Consider the following 15,052-nt stretch of genomic DNA (forward strand, 5'->3'; position numbering starts at 1 on the left):
CCCTAGCTCTTATTCCCTGGCTGCTGCATCTGATCGCAAGCGTGCGATCTCCTGTTCGAGCCGTTCGATGCGCTTGTCGCGTTCGCCCAGCGCCGCCGCCACGCCGGCAGCTTCGAAACGCTGCGGGATGTGCTGCGAGCAATTTGAATCCCAAGCCGAAACCGTAAACAGGATAACCTGCTCGGGTCGCGCCTTATAGTCTTGCGGCATCAGCTTTGCCGTCAGCTCGGCATCGCCCTCGACGACGCGCGCCCTGCCCCAGATCTTGATGCGCTGCCGGTGCGCATAATCGATCAGGAATAGGAAAGCCTGTGGGTTGTCGCTGAGGTTGCCCTGGGTGATGAACTGCCTGTTGCCGGAAAAATCGGCAAAGCCGATCGTCCGTTCGTCGAGCACCTTGAGGAAACCGGCAGGCCCGCCGCGATGCTGGATGTAAGGCTGCCCGTCCGCATTGGCGGTCGACAGAAAGACGCTGGTCTGCGCCTCGATGAAGGCGGCGAGATCGGGCGTGATTACCGCCTGCCAGCCGCCACGCTCCTCGACACGGGCATAGGCCTGGCGCGAGCCCTTGCGCGCCTGAATCGCCTTCACCGTCGGGGTGAAAGCAACATCGCTGGTGTGAGCGTTCATGGAAGCCTCCTCAAGCGCCGAGCTGCGCTGCATTGCTAGTAAGGAAATAGGTCCTTCCATCTTCGAGATGCAGATGCCATATCTGCAATCTATCCTTCCGTTTTTCGGGAGGGCAAATTTTCGGGAGAGCTATGGATCGCCTCCAGTCCATGTCGCTTTTCGTTGCCGCGGCGGAGACAGGCAGCCTCTCGGCTGCCGGGCGCCGCTTCGGCATTCCGCTGACGACGGTCAGCCGCAAGGTTTCGGACCTGGAGCGGCATCTGAAGACACGGCTGTTGAACCGCACGGCGCGGCAGCTGTCGCTGACCGATGCGGGCCATGCCTATCTCGCCGCGTGTCGTCGCATTCTCGACGAGGTCGGCGAGGCCGAGCGAATAGCCGCCGGCGAATACAGCGCCCCGACCGGCGAACTGATCGTCACTGCGCCGATCGTCTTCGGCCGCCTGCATGTGCTGCCGGTCATCACCAGCTTCCTCTCCGTCTATCCTGAGGTAGGTGTGCGGCTGACACTCGCCGACCGGATAACCCAGTTGGTCGAAGAGCACATCGACCTCGCCGTCCGCATCGGCGAGCTTGCCGATTCGAGCCTGATCGCCACCCGCCTGGGTTCGATCCGCCGCGTCGTTTGCGCGAGCCCGGCCTATCTCGCCGAGCACGGCACGCCGAAAACGCCGCAGGAGCTTGCAGCACACAGTGCAATCGCCTTTGAAGGGCTCACCGCCGCAGCCTGGAGCTTCGCCACCGGCAAGACCGAAGTCAGCGTGCCGGTCCGCTCCAGGTTACGGGTCAACACGGCTGAGGCAGCGATCGATGCGGCGATTGCCGGCGTCGGCGTGACGAGGCTGCTTTCCTACCAGATCGCCGCCGCAGTCCGGTCGGGTAGGCTGCGCCCGGTGCTTCAAGAGTTTGAGCCAGACCCATGGCCGGTGAGCCTCGTCCATGCCGGCCAGGGGCTACTGCCGGTGAAGCTGCGCGCATTCCTCGACTTCGCCGCCCCGCGCCTGAGACAGCGCCTGCTGCAGGCGGCGTGGCAAACGTGACGAAGACGGCCCATCGCAAGGCCGGGCCGATCGCCCGCCTCGCAGCGTTTCCTTTTTGCCGGCGCTTGGTGTAACCAACGCACACCTCCTCACCGGGCACTTGCTGTATGCTGTATTTCCGCTCGCTGGCGTTCAATCTCGCCTTCTACCTCAATTTGATCGTCCAGATGATCCTCTGGACCCCGTATTATTTCCTGTCGCCACGCCATCGCGCCTGGTTCGTGCCGAAATTCTGGTCGCGCACCAGCATGTGGCTCTACGACAAGATCGCCGGCACCAGAAGTGAGATCACCGGCCAGGAAAACCTGCCTGACGGCTCCTTCATCCTGGCGCCGAAGCACCAGTCCTTCTGGGACACGATCGCTTTCCTGCCTTATCTCGACGATCCCGTTTACATATTGAAACGGGAGCTGACCTGGATCCCGTTCTTCGGCTGGTACATTTTGAAGATGCGGATGATTCCTGTCGACCGCGGCAGCCGCTCGAAGGCATTGAAGACGGTGATCGCCGCGACCAAACAGGAATTGGCGCGCAATCCGCGCCAGCTGATCATCTATCCCGAGGGCACCCGCCGCGCGCCGGGCGACGAACCGGTCTACAAATACGGCATCGTCGAACTCTACGCGCAACTTGGCATTCCGGTGGTGCCGGTCGCTCACGTCGCCGGCCTCTATTGGCCGCGCCGCAAATTCCTGCGCTATCCCGGCACGATCAAGGCGCGCTTCCTGCCACCGATCCCGCCCGGCCTCGGCAAGGACGAATTCATGCAACGGCTGATCGGCGAGACGGAGGCCGCCTGCGACCAGCTCCTCGTCGAAGCGGCGCAGACACCGAACCCGCCGCCGATGCCGCCGACGGCGGTGAAACGGCTTGGTGAGCTGGACGCGAAACCTGAATTGAAAGACTGAGACACCCACCGCGGATGCCAGAAAGGCTCATGGCAAGGCAGCCAGGGCGGCTGTTGCAACCAGCGTCACGGCAAACACCAGATTGATGATCCGCGACGCCAGCGGTTTGCGCAGCAAACGTGCAAAAGCCGCGCCGGCGAGAAGCCACAAGAGATGAATGGCAACAATCATCAAGGCGAGGACCGCCAGCTTGGCTGAAATAGCAAGACCGCCGGCGCCGGAAGACGCGCCGGCAAACACGGCGGCAATCGCCACATAGGCTTTCGGATTGGCAACGGCCAGAAGGAACCCGCCCAGGAAAGTGGGAAGCGCCGCCCCACCAATGCGTGCCGCCAGTGGCGGCGGCGTCGCAATCTTGAACGCCAGATAGAGGATGTAGGCTGCTGACGCGACCGCCAACAGCGCTGCGAGCTTCGGCAGCGCGGTGAGAACGGCCATGATGCCCGTCGCCACGACCAAAAGCACGAGGACCGTCCCGACAACGATTCCCGAGGCATAACGGAGCGAATCGCGCAGGCCGAACGCGGCGCCGATCGCGGTGACACTTATCGTCGCCGGCCCTGGGCTGCCCATAACGATGGCCGATGCCAGCACAAGCGCCAGCAATCGCTCCCATAGCTGCTGATCGAGAAGACCCTGTCCGGCCATGCGGCGTCCCTGCATCCTGTGACGAGGCAGGGACGGTAGGGTAAGGCAGCGGCGCCGGTCTTGAACGATCGTGCGCGGCTATGCGCTGGCCTTGTCGAGCTCGACGATATCGTCCGGACTGAGCTGCAACGATGCGGCACGCACCAGGCTGTCGAGCTGGTCGAGCGTCGTCGCGCTGGCGATCGGAGCGGTGACGCCGGGCCGCGCCATGACCCAGGCAAGCGCCACTTCCGCCGGCTTGGCCGAATGTCTGGCCGACACCGCGTCGAGCGCTGAGAGAATGCGCATGCCGCGCGCGTTGAGATACCCTTTCACACCACTGCCGCGCGGGCTTTTGCCGAGATCGGCTTCGCTCCGGTACTTGCCGCTCAGAAACCCCTTGGCGAGGCTGAAATAGGTGATGACGCCGATGTCCTCGGCCGCGCACAGATCGCGCAGCGGACCATCGAAGGACGAGCGGTCGTAGAGATTGTATTCCGGCTGCAGCACCTCGTAGCGCGGCAGACCGCGCAGGCTTGCTACGTCAAGTGCGGCCCGCAACTGGGCGGCGTCGAGGTTGGAAGCGCCGGCATAACGGATTTTGCCCTTGTCGAGCAGTTTCTGGTAGGCGCCGAACGTTTCCTCATAAGGGGTCGCCGGGTCGGGCCAGTGCGACAGATAGAGATCGACGCTATCGACCTGCAGCCGCTTCAGCGAGGCGTCGATGGCCTTTTCGATGTAGGCGGCGGACAGATCCCTCTTGCCCTGCCCCATATCCGAACCGACCTTGGTGACAACGACAACCTTGTCGCGGTTGCCGCGGCTTTTCATCCATTTGCCGATAATGGTTTCGGATTCGCCGCCCTCGTGGCCGGGAATCCAGCGCGAATAGGAATCGGCCGTGTCGATGGCGTTGAGGCCAGCGTCGACAAAGCGGTCGAGTAGGTCGAACGAGGTTTTCTCATCGGCGGTCCAGCCGAACACATTGCCGCCCAGAACCAATGGCGCGATGGATAGGTCGGTGCGACCGAGACGACGTTTCTGCAAGGCTGATCTCCATGGTGATTCATGCTGGGGCGGGTGGGAGCCGCCGACCGGGCTAACCTATGTCGCACCGTGGCAACGTCAAACGCATAGCCTCTTTTCCAGCCCGCCGCCGCTTCACAAAACCGCGACCCGCCGCGCCGTGTCGGGCTTCAAGACGCTGTCCCGAATTTCCAAACCAGTACCCTCTGAGGAAACAATCTGGCAAGTTTAGCACATAGATTGTCAAATCTGCCAATTCAGACCTTTGCCGGCCGGCCATAGGTTCCGCGGCGCCGACGCAAATCTCGGCCAAGCCGGGACTGTTTGCCCCGGATCGTTTGTTGTGGAGATCGGAATGAAAGCAATTGTATTTGACGCCATCGGCTCGCCGCGCGACGTGCTCTATATGGACGACCTGCCGATGCCGCGGATCGGCGACGGCGAGGTGCTGGTCAGGATGGTCTCGGCCTCGATCAATCCGGGCGACTTCCTGTTTATCCAGAACCTCTATCCCGAACCGAAGAGGCCGCATTTTCCCCGGCAGATCGCGGGAAACCATGGCGCCGGCATCGTCGAAGCCGTTGGCGCGGACGTTTTGCTGGAACCGGGCACGCTTGTCGCATTCAGCTATTATGGCAGTTGGGCCGAGTACGCGGCCATTCCCGCCGAATGGCTGATCCCGTTGCTTGCCGGCTATCCGGTCGAACGCGCCGGGCAGATGGTGAACCCCATTACCGCGTGGGATCTGCTGGTGGATTCCCGTGTGCGGCCTGGCCAGTGGCTGGCTGTCACGGCCGGCTATTCGTCAATTTCGACAATGGTGATGCAGTTCGCCCAACGACGCGGTATCAACGTCATCGCGCTGGTGCGGCGCTCGCACCAAAGCTTCGATCTGAAGACGCTTGGCGCCGCCGCCATTCTTGACCTTTCTGACTTGAAGGCAAGTATCCGGGAAGCGGTGATGGATATCACCGGTGGCGCCGGATTGAACGGGATTATCGACAATGTCGGCGGACCTGTCAGCGGCGAATTGATCCGCACCCTGGCGCTCGGCGGGCAGATGGTGATCAATGGCGGCATGAGTGCCGAGCGCTTCGAACTGCACAATTTCGATGTGTTGCTGAGCGGCGTCGAGATCAGGGCGAATATCTATCGCTATTTCTTTTCGCCGCCGGTCGAAGCCGACCGGCCTGTGCTACGCGAGATCATCGACATCTTCGGCCAGCCCGGCTTCCACGTTCCTGTCGGCGGTCTCCACCCGCTGACCGAGTTCAAGCTGGCCGTGGCAAACAGCCTGGATCGCGCCGATCTTGGCAAACAGATTTTCGGGATGTAGCCCGCATCACGACACCGAAATCATCATCGTCAACGGTAAAAGAAGCTACGTCGCGACCCGTCTTGTCACTTCTTCCAGCCAGTGGTCGCTTATACCCAGTGCTTCGAGGTGCTCCAGCGTGCTGAGCACGTAATCCTCATTCCTCCCCGACTGGCCGACGGCGCCGCGGACGACAGCCGCCGCCTCGGCAGCGTCGAGCGCACCGGCATATTGCTCATGGCTGCGGTCGACAACGTAGGCCACGGCTTCCACCGTCTCGCCCCCATTGGTGCCGCGCCTGTCCGTCTCCTCGTTATCGAGGCGGATGCGGAGCACACGTTCGAGATAGACGTTGGTGACCAGCTCGCGTTCGCGCAGATAGGTGATGACCTCGTTGCGCAGCTCGCCTGGAACCCGGAACGCCAGCCCAATGCAGGAGCCGCCGCGGTCGAGGCCGAGCACCAGGCCCGGCCGTTCGCGCGTGCCGCGATGCACGAAAGAATAGACGCAGAGCGAACGGCGGTAGCCATGCAGGCGGGCGCGCCGCGTCTCGACATGCGCGAATCCCGGCCGCCAGATCAGTGAGCCGTAGCCAAAAACCCAAAAATCGCCCATATCGCCAAGCCTGATTGTGACGACCACCTCACCGGTGGTGTTTCAGTCCGTCTACCTGTTGTTGCCGCAAGCGACAGCCCGCCCCTGCCACCCGCGTTAACGAAAGCCGCAGCATGACGTCAAGTGACGAGCGCCCGCCGCCCAGCCAACGTCGCCGCCTGTTGTGGCTTGCCGCTTTCATTCTCGTGCTGTTCGGCATCTACAGCGCGGGCTGGTTCTACCTGGCGGACCTGGTCGAGAGCGCGACCGACAAGGCGGTCGCCGATCTCGACGACAAAGGCATCAGGGCCGACTGCGCCAATCTCGCGGTCAGCGGCTATCCCTTCAGCTTCACCCTTTCCTGCGACAGCCTGGCTTACGAGGACGACAGCCGCAACGTCGCGGCATCGACAGGCAAGATCAACGCCGCCACGCAGATCACCCGGCTTTTGTCGCCTGCCGCCGAGATCAGGGGGCCGCTCAGGACCTCAGTTCCCGGCATGACCCCGCTCTGGATCGACTGGGATGATCTGCGGGCCGACATGAAGCTGTCCTGGCCGCTGCCGAGGCGCCTCTCGCTGCAGGCAGAAGGCCTGTCCGGCCAGACCGATCCGGCAGACGACACCGATCCCGTCTCGCTGTTCAGCGCCGGAACTGCCATCGGGCAATTGCGCCCAAACGGCCCGGACATCGACTATGCCGGCAATTTCACCGATCTCGAAATCGACGCGGCGGCCATCGACGGGCGCGTCTTGCCGCCGCTCGACGGCAGCGGCGACGTGACGCTGAAGAACGGCGTGACGCTGATCAAGGCAAATCCGAAGAGCCTGCGCGGCCAGGCGGCCGAAATCCACAAGCTCGATCTGTCGTCCGGAACTGCGCGCATCACCGTTTCCGGACCGCTGTCGGTCGATGACGACGGTCTCATAAATGCCGACCTGACGATCAGGCTCAATGATCCAAAGGCCGTGGCGGCAATCCTCGCCACCGCCATCCCCGAGCAGAAGAAACAGATCCAAACCGGCTTTGCCGGACTGGCGCTGCTCGGCAACCAGCCGTCGATGCCGCTGAAGATCGTCAGGGGCAAGGCCTCGCTCGGCTTCATCCCGCTCGGCAAGATCAAGCCGCTCGACTAAAGTATCCGCGTTGGTCAAGGGACAGATGGTGTCCAGGTCCGATTGTCCCTGAGTAGTGCGTTTGCGAGGATGATGAGCTTTCGCATGATGGCTGTGATGGCGAGTTTTGAGGCTTTGCCGTCGGCCGTGAGCTGGTGGTATTTTGCCTTTAGATCGGGATTGAAGCGTTTCTGTGAAACGATGAACCGCTCTAAGCCGGGCCGGTCTGCGATCGGCTTACCGCGGCCTATCCCTTCGGCGGATGTTCGATCGCCTGGCGGCCGAAATCCGGTACGTCGATGTCCTGGCCGGCCTCGATAATCGAGCGGCGGACGGCGCGGGTGCGGGTGAACAGGTCGAACAGTTTTTCGCCGTCGCCCCAGCGGATCGCCCGCTGCAGCGAGGACAGATCCTCGGAAAACCGCGCCAGCATTTCGAGAATGGCGTCCTTGTTGTGCAGGCAGACGTCGCGCCACATGGTCGGGTCGGACGCCGCGAGACGGGTGAAGTCGCGAAAGCCGGAAGCCGAGTATTTGATGACCTCGGACTTGGTCACCGACTCCAGATCGTCGGCGGTACCGACGATGTTGTAAGCGATGATATGCGGCAGGTGCGAAACGATGGCCAGCGTCATGTCGTGATGCTGCGGGTCCATCGTATCGATGTTGGAGCCGCAGCGGCGCCAGAATTCCGAGAGCTTTTCCAGTGCTGCGGGATCGGTGCCGGGCAGCGGCGTGAAAATGCACCAGCGGTTCTCGAACAGTTCGGCAAAACCGGCGTCCGGTCCCGATTTTTCGGTGCCGGCCAAAGGATGGGCAGGGATGAAGTGCACGCCATCAGGCACGTGCGGCTGCATCTGCGCGATCACCGACGCCTTGGTCGAGCCGACATCGGTGAGGATGGCGCCCTTCTTCAGCGCCGGCGCGATCTCTGCGGCGACCGTGCCTGAAGAGCCGACCGGCACCGAAACGATAACCAGATCAGCATCGCGAACCGCCTCTTTCGCATCCGTCGTATAGGTGTCGCCAAGGCCGAGTTGGCTCGCGCGTGCCAGCGTCGCGTCGCTGCGCGTCGAAATCGCGACTTGGCCGGCGAGTCCCTCGCGGCGGATGACGCGGGCCAGCGACGAGCCGATCAGGCCGATGCCGACCAGCGCGATCTTTTCGAACATCGGTGAGGTCATGGTGTTCTAGCTTTTCAGGAATGTCGCGAGTGCTGCGACAACGCCGCGATTGGCCTCTTCGGTGCCGATGCTCATGCGCAGCGCGTTCGGAAAACCGTAGCCGGAAACGCGCCGCAATATGTAGCCGCGCGCACTGAGGTAGTCGTCGGCGGCCGCCGCCGAATGCTTTTTGTCCTCGGGAAAGTGGATGAGGATGAAATTGCCGACGCTCGGCGTCACCCGCAGCCCGAGCCCGCTTAGTTGCTCGCTCAGCCAGGCTAGCCAGGTCTCGTTGTGCGCGACGCTGCGTTCGATATGGGCGCGGTCGTGGATCGCCGCGATGCCGGCCTCGATCGCCGTCGCATTGACGTTGAAAGGCCCGCGCACGCGGTTGATCGCGTCGATGACGTGCATTGGCGCATACATCCAGCCGATCCGCGCCCCGCCCAGGCCTAATTTGGAGAAAGTGCGGGTCATGACCACGTTTTCCGCGCTGCCCACCAACTCGACGCCGGCTTCATAGTCGTTGCGCCGGACATATTCGGCGTAAGCTGCATCCAGCACCAGAAGCACGTTTCGCGGCAGGCCGGCATGCAGGCGGCGCACCTCCTGGAACGGCACGTAGGTGCCGGTTGGATTATTTGGATTGGCAAGGAAGATGATCCGGGTAGCCGGCGTCACCGCGGCGAGGATCGCATCGATGTCGGCGCGTTCATCGGTCTCCTTGACCGTTACCGGGACGGCACCGGCCGACTGTATGTAGATCTTGTAGACCATGAAGCCGTGTTCGGTGATGATGGCTTCGTCGGCGGGTGCGAGATAGGTCTGCGCCAGCAGGCCCAGAATCTCGTCGGAGCCGTTCGAGCAGACGATGTTCGCCGGGTTGAGCCCGTGCACCTCGGCGATCGCTTCCCTCAGGCGCCTGGCGCTGCCGTCGGGATAGACCGCGAGCTTGTCGGCGACCGCGCGCGCGGCCTCTATCGCCTTTGGCGAAGGACCGAGCGGGTTCTCGTTCGCCGACAATTTATGGACCTTGGCGGCACCTTCAGGCGCCGCGCTCTTGCCGGGCACATAGGCTTCGATGTCCATGATGCCGGCGCGGGGCCTTGGACGTGTCTGATCCGGGGTCTGGCTCATTTCATGAAATCCGTCGAGAGTGCCTCCATCGGGAGGCCGCAGCGGAAATACAAGCCGTGGCCCGGAATGTCGAGGGGCGGCAATTCGGGATCAAGAACTTGCCGTTGACGAACCCACGCGCGAGTCATAGAAGAGCATCGACAGTTCCGTGGTGATTTGGCCGGTCGGCTTGCAGCCACGTTAAACAACTTGCTAAAGGGCCGTTTGCATCTTGTAACCGGCTTTGCGAAGGCATGGCCGGTTTTTTGTTGCCCTGACTGGCTGTTGCCCGGACCGGCGGACAACGGAAGGCCGGGCAAGGAGATGTAATGGTCGTTTTGCGCGCTCGAAAAACCAACAACGAGGCCGACCAGCCGTCGAGCCCGGTGTTGCGTTTCGGCGCCGACAAGCCGCTCAAGCTCGACGCCGGCACGCTGCTGTCGCCGTTCCAGATCGCCTACCAGACCTATGGCACGCTCAACGACGCGCGTTCCAACGCCATCCTCGTCTGCCATGCGCTGACCGGCGACCAGCATGTCGCCAACACCAATCCGGTGACCGGCAAGCCGGGCTGGTGGGAGGTGCTGATCGGCCCCGGCAAGATCATCGACACCGACCGTTTCTTCGTCATCTCGTCAAACGTCATCGGCGGCTGCCTCGGCTCCACCGGCCCCGCCTCGACAAGTCCCGCCACAGCCAAGCCTTACGGGCTCGACCTGCCGATCCTCACCATCCGCGACATGGTGCGGGCGCAGTTGATGCTGGTCGAGCATTTCGGCATCGAACAGCTGTTCAGCGTGCTGGGCGGCTCGATGGGCGGCATGCAGGTGCTGCAATGGGCCTCCAGCTATCCCGAGCGCGTCTTCTCGGCGCTGCCGATCGCCACCGGCGCCCGTCATTCCTCGCAGAACATCGCTTTCCACGAGGTCGGCAGGCAGGCAGTGATGGCCGACCCGGACTGGCACGGTGGCAAATATTTCGAGCATGGCAAGCGGCCGGAAAAAGGGCTGGCGGTGGCGCGCATGGCCGCCCACATCACCTATCTGTCGGAAGCAGCGCTGCACCGCAAGTTCGGCCGCAACCTGCAGGACCGCGAAGCGCTGACCTTCGGTTTCGATGCCGACTTCCAGATCGAGAGCTATCTGCGCCATCAGGGCATGACCTTCGTCGATCGCTTCGATGCCAACTCCTATCTCTACATGACGCGGGCGATGGATTATTTCGATCTCGCCGCCGACCATGGCGGCCGGCTGGCCGATGCCTTCGCCGGCACCAAGACGCGCTTCTGCCTGGTTTCGTTCACTAGCGATTGGCTGTTCCCGACCGAGGAGAGCCGCTCGGTCGTGCACGCGCTGAACGCGGCCGGCGCCTCGGTATCGTTCGTCGAGATCGAGACCGACCGCGGCCACGACGCCTTCCTGCTCGACGAACCGGAACTGTTCGCCGCCATCAAGGGCTTCATCGCCTCGGCCGCTCGGGCGAGAGGGCTCGGCGCATGACCCCGAAAAGTTGCGGACCGTTCGGATCAGGACCATGCGCCAGGCATCAGCGCATGACCCCGAAAAGTTGCAGACTTTTCGGATCAGGATCATGCGCCAGGCAAGAGCCGAAGGCATGAGCGTCAACCGCGCCCAGCGCGTCGACCTCGAAGTCGTCGCCGATCTCATCCCGCCGCAGTCGCGGGTGCTGGACGTCGGTTCCGGCGACGGCCTGCTGCTCGAATTGCTGCAGGAGACCAAGAAGGTCGATGGCCGCGGGCTGGAACTGTCGCAGCGCGGCGTCAACGAATGCGTGGCGCGCGGCCTGTCGGTTATTCAAGGCGATGCCGACAAGGATCTCCAATTCTATCCCGACAAGGGTTTCGACTTCGTCGTTCTGTCGCAGACCTTGCAGGCGACCCGCAATCCGAAGCTGGTGCTCGACGAACTGCTCCGGATCGGCAACCGCGCCATCGTCTCATTCCCGAATTTCGGCCACTGGCGGGTGCGCCTTTCGCTGCTCTTCAACGGCCGCATGCCGGTGACCAAGGACCTGCCCTATTCCTGGTACGACACGCCCAACATCCATTTCTGCACCATTCGCGACTTCGTCAATCTGTGCGACGAGCTTGGCGCGACGGTGGAAAAGGCAACCGCGCTCGACGCCAACGGCCAGCGGATCGGCTTCTCGATGCCGTGGTGGTTCTGGAACTTTTTCGGCCAGCAAGCGGTATTTCTGCTGAAACGATAAGAGCCAATCGTGGCAGATCGTCCCCCTATTCAAGCACGTCCGTGGCCTTGTGCGGGTGCTGGACGCCATCAACGAAGACCACGTCGGACCGGGAATTGCCGGTACGCAGCGGCAATATCTCCTGATAGGCGGGCGAGTCGTACCATGCGCGCGCCTGCTGCCTGTCGGGAAATTCGATGATTATGAGATAGCCGGGCCAGGTGTTTTCAACGATTTCCACCTCGCCTCCGTGCACCACGAAGCGGCCGCCAAACGGTTCCAGCGTGGCATCGATCTTGTGCAGGTACTCGACGATCTGCGGTCCCGGCGTGACCTGGCGCATATGGGCGACGGCGTAGGCGGTCATGGCGTATCTCCTTGTGGTCGAAGGCCGGACAACCGGCTTGATGGGAGCAGTTTGCCGAGACGTAATGCGCTGGTCGATTACCCCAGAGGTAATGACACTGAATACAAAAACGAAGCGCGGCTGCCGTCACCTGAAAGATATTTCCGCCTGGCACCGATGATTTCCACCCACCTGCGCTGTCCTTATCGATGAGCGCGCCTGGATGGTCCGGCGGCCGGAAACGAGAGGTGATCCATGGGATCGTTGCAAAATCAGAATGTCGTCGTCGTCGGAGGCAGCCGTGGTGTCGGCCGCTCGATCGCGGAGGCCGCTCTCAAGGAGAAAGCGACGGTGCTGGCCGTTGCCCGCGGAAAACAGGCCCTGGCGCAATTTGCCTGGGAGGTCTCGGGCGTGAAGACGCTCGCGGTCGATGCTACGGTGGACTCCGCCCCGGATAAGGTCTTCGCCGCGCTTGAGCCGGACGTGCTGGTGATCTGCGCAGGTGCGCTGGCGCCTTCTGCGCCGGTGCATGAACAGAACTGGAAGGCGTTCTCGGCAAATTGGGACACGGACGTCAAGGCGTCGTTCCTGTTTTGCCGGGCCGCTCTGCGGCGTCCGCTCAAGCCGGGGACCCGGATCGTTCTGATCTCCAGCGGCGCGGCCTTGACCGGCGGACCACCGAACGCCGGCGGCTATGCCGGCGCAAAACGCATGCAGATGTTCCTGGCCGGTCATAGCCAGAAGGAGGCCGACCGGCTTGGCCTCGGCCTGCGCTTCATGGCGCTCGCGCCGATGCGCATCATGCCGGAAACCGGCGTGGGCAAGGCCGGCGTCGACAGCATAGCGGCCTATATGGGCATCCAGCCGGCGGACTTCATCGCCGCCATGACCGACATGCAAACGCCGGCCGATGTCGGACGGGCGGTGGTCGCACTCGCCACCGGCCAGCCGCAAGGCAGTTCCTTCATGGTGAGCGGTAGCGGGCTTGCCCCGGCCGCCTGAGGGGCGCGTAATGCAACGCTCGCTCGTAACCGCACAAGCCACATGACAGACGCTCAACCACCTCTGGAACCAGCACGCCAGCCGATCCTCGATCGGCTGGCCTTCGAGAAGGTCACGGCCGCGCATCGCCGCGAGCTCAAGCTGCATTGTTATCGCATGATGGGTTCGCTGCACGAGGCCGACGACCTCGTCCAGGACACGTTGCTTCGCGCCTGGCGCGCAAGATCGGAGTTCGACGGGCGAGGTTCGGTTCGCGGTTGGCTCTACATGATCGCGACCAACGCTTGCCTCAACGCCATCAAGGCGAGGTCGAGGGCGCGTCGCATTCTCCGGGAACCCGGACGGCAGCCCTCGCACGGGGCGGCCATAGGCGGGCCGGTAGCCGACATCGCCTGGCTGGAGCCCTACCCCGACGCCGAGCTTCCAGACATTGCCGGCAGCGAGCCAGGTCCGGAAGCCCGTTACGAGAGCCGCGAGGCCGTCCAGCTCGCCTTCGTCGCGGCGATCCAGGATCTGCCGCCCAGGCAGCGCGCCGCGCTGCTGCTTGCCGACGTCCTCGGATGGTCGGCCGTCGAGACGGCGCGTTTGCTGGGCGGATCGACGGCTTCGATCAACAGCGCGTTGCAGCGCGCCCGCGCAACCCTTGCAGCGCGCTATCCTCAGGGACGGCCGGCCAGCCGATCACGGCCCAGCCCCGAAGAAGGCCTGCTGCTCGAACGCTACATGCAGGCTTGGCAGGCCGCCAATCTCGACAGCTTGATCGAGCTGCTGCGTGAGGACGCCATCTATACCATGCCGCCTTGGCGTGAATGGTATCAAGGCCGCGAAGCAATCCGCGGTTTCTTCGAGACCGTCTGGCCGAGGTTTGGCGGCTTTCGCACGCTGGCCACCCGTGCCAATGCCCAGCCGGCGGTCGCGGTTTATTCCCGCAGCCACGACGGCCCTGAATGGCGGGCCCATTCCCTGCATGTGTTCGACGCAGCCGAGGGCGGGATCGCTTCCTTGACGATCTTCATAGGGCCGCTCGGGCCATCTCTGTTCCCGGCCTTCGGCCTGCCACCAGCTTAGCTTACCCCTGGGCCAGCCTTATCGGTCGAGTTCCGGGAAATATGGGTCCGAGAAAAACCTTCGGTCGCGCTCGCCTTGCAGGCAGTCGATCGGTGCGTCGATGCGGATCGTCCTCGGATCCACCTTGGGATACTCGATGCCGCTGACCTCGAGGATCAGTTTGCGGCGAGTGGCGGTGGCGAATTCGGAAGCAGCATAGATCGGCAGCACGAACGAGCCCGGCCCGCCGGTGACGCATTCGGCATAGTACCGGTCGAGATGGCTGAAGGTGGGTGACGGGCTGATCAGGATCGGCAGCCCGTTGATGACGATGCCCTTCGCCAGCGCCGCATCGCGTGCCGTTGTGACCGGCAAGCCGGTGTTGTTTGGGCCGTCCCCCGAGACGTCGATGACGCGGCGTTTGCCGGTGAAGGCCGTGCCGTTGAAAAGCTCGGCACCGAAAGCCACAGCACCGGAAATCGAGGTGCCGCGAAAGCTCCTGAACGGGCGGGCCGCGATCTTGTCGGCGAAAGCGTTGGCGCTCTCCTTGCTGTCGACGACCTGCCAGGCAATGACCGCATCGTCGCGGATGGTGCCGGCCCATTCGAAATAGGCGATGGCGATGCGGCCGAAGGTGCCGGCACGCACGGCGTTGATGAAGTCGGGGTGGCGCAGCGCCGCGACATAGCCGGCGCGCTGCAGGGCAAACTCCCTTTCATCCATCGACTGCGAGATGTCGACGGCCAGCACCAGCTCGACATCGACGGCAATTGCATTGGCCGGTGCGGCCGCAGGTGCCGCCGGGGTGCAGGCAAGGCAGGCGAGCAGGGCGAGAGCGTCAAGCATGGCCGATCGGAACGTTCCCATCTGAAACGATCGCGACAGTTTTTCGCCGCGATCGCGGCGAAATAAAGCT

General features: G+C 63.2%; 16 protein-coding genes, 1 pseudogene and 1 riboswitch. Of the genes and pseudogenes, 8 read left to right on the plus strand and 9 right to left on the minus strand.

The features are described from left to right. Positions 1-9: 9 nt before the first annotated feature. On the minus strand, positions 10-630 hold the full coding sequence (locus NKH16_RS09465) for a pyridoxamine 5'-phosphate oxidase family protein (RefSeq protein ID WP_352743768.1): 621 nt from the start codon (positions 628-630) through the stop codon (positions 10-12). Between the two features lie 131 nt (positions 631-761). Here NKH16_RS09465 and NKH16_RS09470 point away from each other — a divergent pair, with 131 nt between their 5' ends. After that, positions 762-1,670 carry a LysR family transcriptional regulator gene (locus NKH16_RS09470; RefSeq protein WP_352743766.1) on the plus strand — a complete coding sequence of 303 codons (909 nt, stop codon included), beginning with the start codon at positions 762-764 and terminating at the stop codon, positions 1,668-1,670. Positions 1,671-1,777: 107 nt separating this feature from the next. Beyond that, a complete protein-coding gene (locus NKH16_RS09475) occupies positions 1,778-2,578 on the plus strand; it encodes a lysophospholipid acyltransferase family protein (protein ID WP_352452463.1) in 801 nt (266 codons plus the stop codon). A gap of 27 nt (positions 2,579-2,605) precedes the next feature. On the opposite strand, the gene NKH16_RS09480 is transcribed toward NKH16_RS09475, so the two are convergent. Both NKH16_RS09480 and NKH16_RS09485 read right to left on the minus strand, forming a co-directional pair. Continuing rightward, entirely contained in the window at positions 2,606-3,226 is a 621-nt protein-coding gene (locus NKH16_RS09480) for a LysE family translocator (RefSeq protein WP_352743764.1), read from the minus strand. A gap of 78 nt (positions 3,227-3,304) precedes the next feature. Further along, positions 3,305-4,252 carry an aldo/keto reductase gene (locus NKH16_RS09485; protein ID WP_352743762.1) on the minus strand — a complete coding sequence of 316 codons (948 nt, stop codon included), beginning with the start codon at positions 4,250-4,252 and terminating at the stop codon, positions 3,305-3,307. Between the two features lie 334 nt (positions 4,253-4,586). Here NKH16_RS09485 and NKH16_RS09490 point away from each other — a divergent pair, with 334 nt between their 5' ends. Then, complete coding sequence (locus tag NKH16_RS09490) at positions 4,587-5,567, plus strand: quinone oxidoreductase family protein (protein ID WP_352743760.1); 981 nt, start codon at positions 4,587-4,589, stop codon at positions 5,565-5,567. Positions 5,568-5,612: 45 nt separating this feature from the next. On the opposite strand, the gene NKH16_RS09495 is transcribed toward NKH16_RS09490, so the two are convergent. Further along, on the minus strand, positions 5,613-6,161 hold the full coding sequence (locus NKH16_RS09495) for a gamma-glutamylcyclotransferase (protein WP_352743758.1): 549 nt from the start codon (positions 6,159-6,161) through the stop codon (positions 5,613-5,615). A gap of 113 nt (positions 6,162-6,274) precedes the next feature. Here NKH16_RS09495 and NKH16_RS09500 point away from each other — a divergent pair, with 113 nt between their 5' ends. After that, positions 6,275-7,276 (plus strand): DUF2125 domain-containing protein, encoded by a 1,002-nt coding sequence (locus NKH16_RS09500; RefSeq protein WP_352743756.1) that lies wholly within the window; start codon positions 6,275-6,277, stop codon positions 7,274-7,276. Positions 7,277-7,290: 14 nt separating this feature from the next. On the opposite strand, the pseudogene NKH16_RS09505 reads toward NKH16_RS09500, so the two are convergent. The 3 genes and pseudogenes from NKH16_RS09505 to hisC form a co-directional block, all read right to left on the minus strand. Next, a pseudogene (locus tag NKH16_RS09505) lies at positions 7,291-7,443 on the minus strand (IS110 family transposase); the annotation flags it as partial. Between the two features lie 59 nt (positions 7,444-7,502). Then, entirely contained in the window at positions 7,503-8,438 is a 936-nt protein-coding gene (locus NKH16_RS09510; RefSeq protein WP_352743754.1) for a prephenate/arogenate dehydrogenase family protein, read from the minus strand. A gap of 6 nt (positions 8,439-8,444) precedes the next feature. Further along, a complete protein-coding gene (gene hisC, locus NKH16_RS09515; protein ID WP_352743752.1) occupies positions 8,445-9,554 on the minus strand; it encodes a histidinol-phosphate transaminase in 1,110 nt (369 codons plus the stop codon). 138 nt (positions 9,555-9,692) lie between these two features. Continuing rightward, positions 9,693-9,770, plus strand: a riboswitch (SAM riboswitch). A 92-nt stretch (positions 9,771-9,862) separates the two neighbouring features. Here hisC and metX point away from each other — a divergent pair. Both metX and metW read left to right on the plus strand, forming a co-directional pair. After that, on the plus strand, positions 9,863-11,032 hold the full coding sequence (gene metX, locus NKH16_RS09520) for a homoserine O-acetyltransferase MetX (protein ID WP_352743751.1): 1,170 nt from the start codon (positions 9,863-9,865) through the stop codon (positions 11,030-11,032). Positions 11,033-11,147: 115 nt separating this feature from the next. After that, on the plus strand, positions 11,148-11,762 hold the full coding sequence (metW, locus tag NKH16_RS09525; protein ID WP_352471435.1) for a methionine biosynthesis protein MetW: 615 nt from the start codon (positions 11,148-11,150) through the stop codon (positions 11,760-11,762). Between the two features lie 25 nt (positions 11,763-11,787). Here metW and NKH16_RS09530 read toward each other — a convergent pair whose 3' ends face one another. Next, positions 11,788-12,108, minus strand: a complete 321-nt coding sequence (locus NKH16_RS09530) for a DUF1330 domain-containing protein (protein WP_352743750.1) — start codon at positions 12,106-12,108, stop codon at positions 11,788-11,790. Positions 12,109-12,342: 234 nt separating this feature from the next. Here NKH16_RS09530 and NKH16_RS09535 point away from each other — a divergent pair, with 234 nt between their 5' ends. Both NKH16_RS09535 and NKH16_RS09540 read left to right on the plus strand, forming a co-directional pair. Continuing rightward, on the plus strand, positions 12,343-13,089 hold the full coding sequence (locus tag NKH16_RS09535) for an SDR family NAD(P)-dependent oxidoreductase (RefSeq protein WP_352452472.1): 747 nt from the start codon (positions 12,343-12,345) through the stop codon (positions 13,087-13,089). Between the two features lie 42 nt (positions 13,090-13,131). Continuing rightward, complete coding sequence (locus NKH16_RS09540) at positions 13,132-14,157, plus strand: RNA polymerase subunit sigma-70 (protein WP_352743748.1); 1,026 nt, start codon at positions 13,132-13,134, stop codon at positions 14,155-14,157. Positions 14,158-14,175: 18 nt separating this feature from the next. Here NKH16_RS09540 and NKH16_RS09545 read toward each other — a convergent pair whose 3' ends face one another. Further along, the gene (locus tag NKH16_RS09545; RefSeq protein ID WP_023677905.1) at positions 14,176-14,982 is read right to left on the minus strand and encodes a DUF1194 domain-containing protein; all 807 of its coding nucleotides are present in this window, start codon (positions 14,980-14,982) and stop codon (positions 14,176-14,178) included. Positions 14,983-15,052 lie beyond the last annotated feature (70 nt).

Source organism: Mesorhizobium sp. M1307 (assembly GCF_040318155.1).
Classification (GTDB): Bacteria; Pseudomonadota; Alphaproteobacteria; order Rhizobiales; family Rhizobiaceae; genus Mesorhizobium.

Bases quoted from the DNA above. Each gene is read 5' to 3' on its own strand.
- NKH16_RS09495 (WP_352743758.1), bottom strand. From the start codon at position 6,161: ATGGGCGATTTTTGGGTTTTTGGCTACGGCTCACTGATCTGGCGGCCG.
- metX (WP_352743751.1), top strand. From the start codon at position 9,863: ATGGTCGTTTTGCGCGCTCGAAAAACCAACAACGAGGCCGACCAGCCG.
- NKH16_RS09465 (WP_352743768.1), bottom strand. From the start codon at position 630: ATGAACGCTCACACCAGCGATGTTGCTTTCACCCCGACGGTGAAGGCG.
- NKH16_RS09490 (WP_352743760.1), top strand. From the start codon at position 4,587: ATGAAAGCAATTGTATTTGACGCCATCGGCTCGCCGCGCGACGTGCTC.
- NKH16_RS09475 (WP_352452463.1), top strand. From the start codon at position 1,778: ATGCTGTATTTCCGCTCGCTGGCGTTCAATCTCGCCTTCTACCTCAAT.
- NKH16_RS09545 (WP_023677905.1), bottom strand. From the start codon at position 14,982: ATGCTTGACGCTCTCGCCCTGCTCGCCTGCCTTGCCTGCACCCCGGCG.
- NKH16_RS09470 (WP_352743766.1), top strand. From the start codon at position 762: ATGGATCGCCTCCAGTCCATGTCGCTTTTCGTTGCCGCGGCGGAGACA.
- NKH16_RS09540 (WP_352743748.1), top strand. From the start codon at position 13,132: ATGACAGACGCTCAACCACCTCTGGAACCAGCACGCCAGCCGATCCTC.
- metW (WP_352471435.1), top strand. From the start codon at position 11,148: ATGAGCGTCAACCGCGCCCAGCGCGTCGACCTCGAAGTCGTCGCCGAT.
- NKH16_RS09510 (WP_352743754.1), bottom strand. From the start codon at position 8,438: ATGACCTCACCGATGTTCGAAAAGATCGCGCTGGTCGGCATCGGCCTG.
- hisC (WP_352743752.1), bottom strand. From the start codon at position 9,554: ATGAGCCAGACCCCGGATCAGACACGTCCAAGGCCCCGCGCCGGCATC.
- NKH16_RS09500 (WP_352743756.1), top strand. From the start codon at position 6,275: ATGACGTCAAGTGACGAGCGCCCGCCGCCCAGCCAACGTCGCCGCCTG.
- NKH16_RS09535 (WP_352452472.1), top strand. From the start codon at position 12,343: ATGGGATCGTTGCAAAATCAGAATGTCGTCGTCGTCGGAGGCAGCCGT.
- NKH16_RS09530 (WP_352743750.1), bottom strand. From the start codon at position 12,108: ATGACCGCCTACGCCGTCGCCCATATGCGCCAGGTCACGCCGGGACCG.
- NKH16_RS09480 (WP_352743764.1), bottom strand. From the start codon at position 3,226: ATGGCCGGACAGGGTCTTCTCGATCAGCAGCTATGGGAGCGATTGCTG.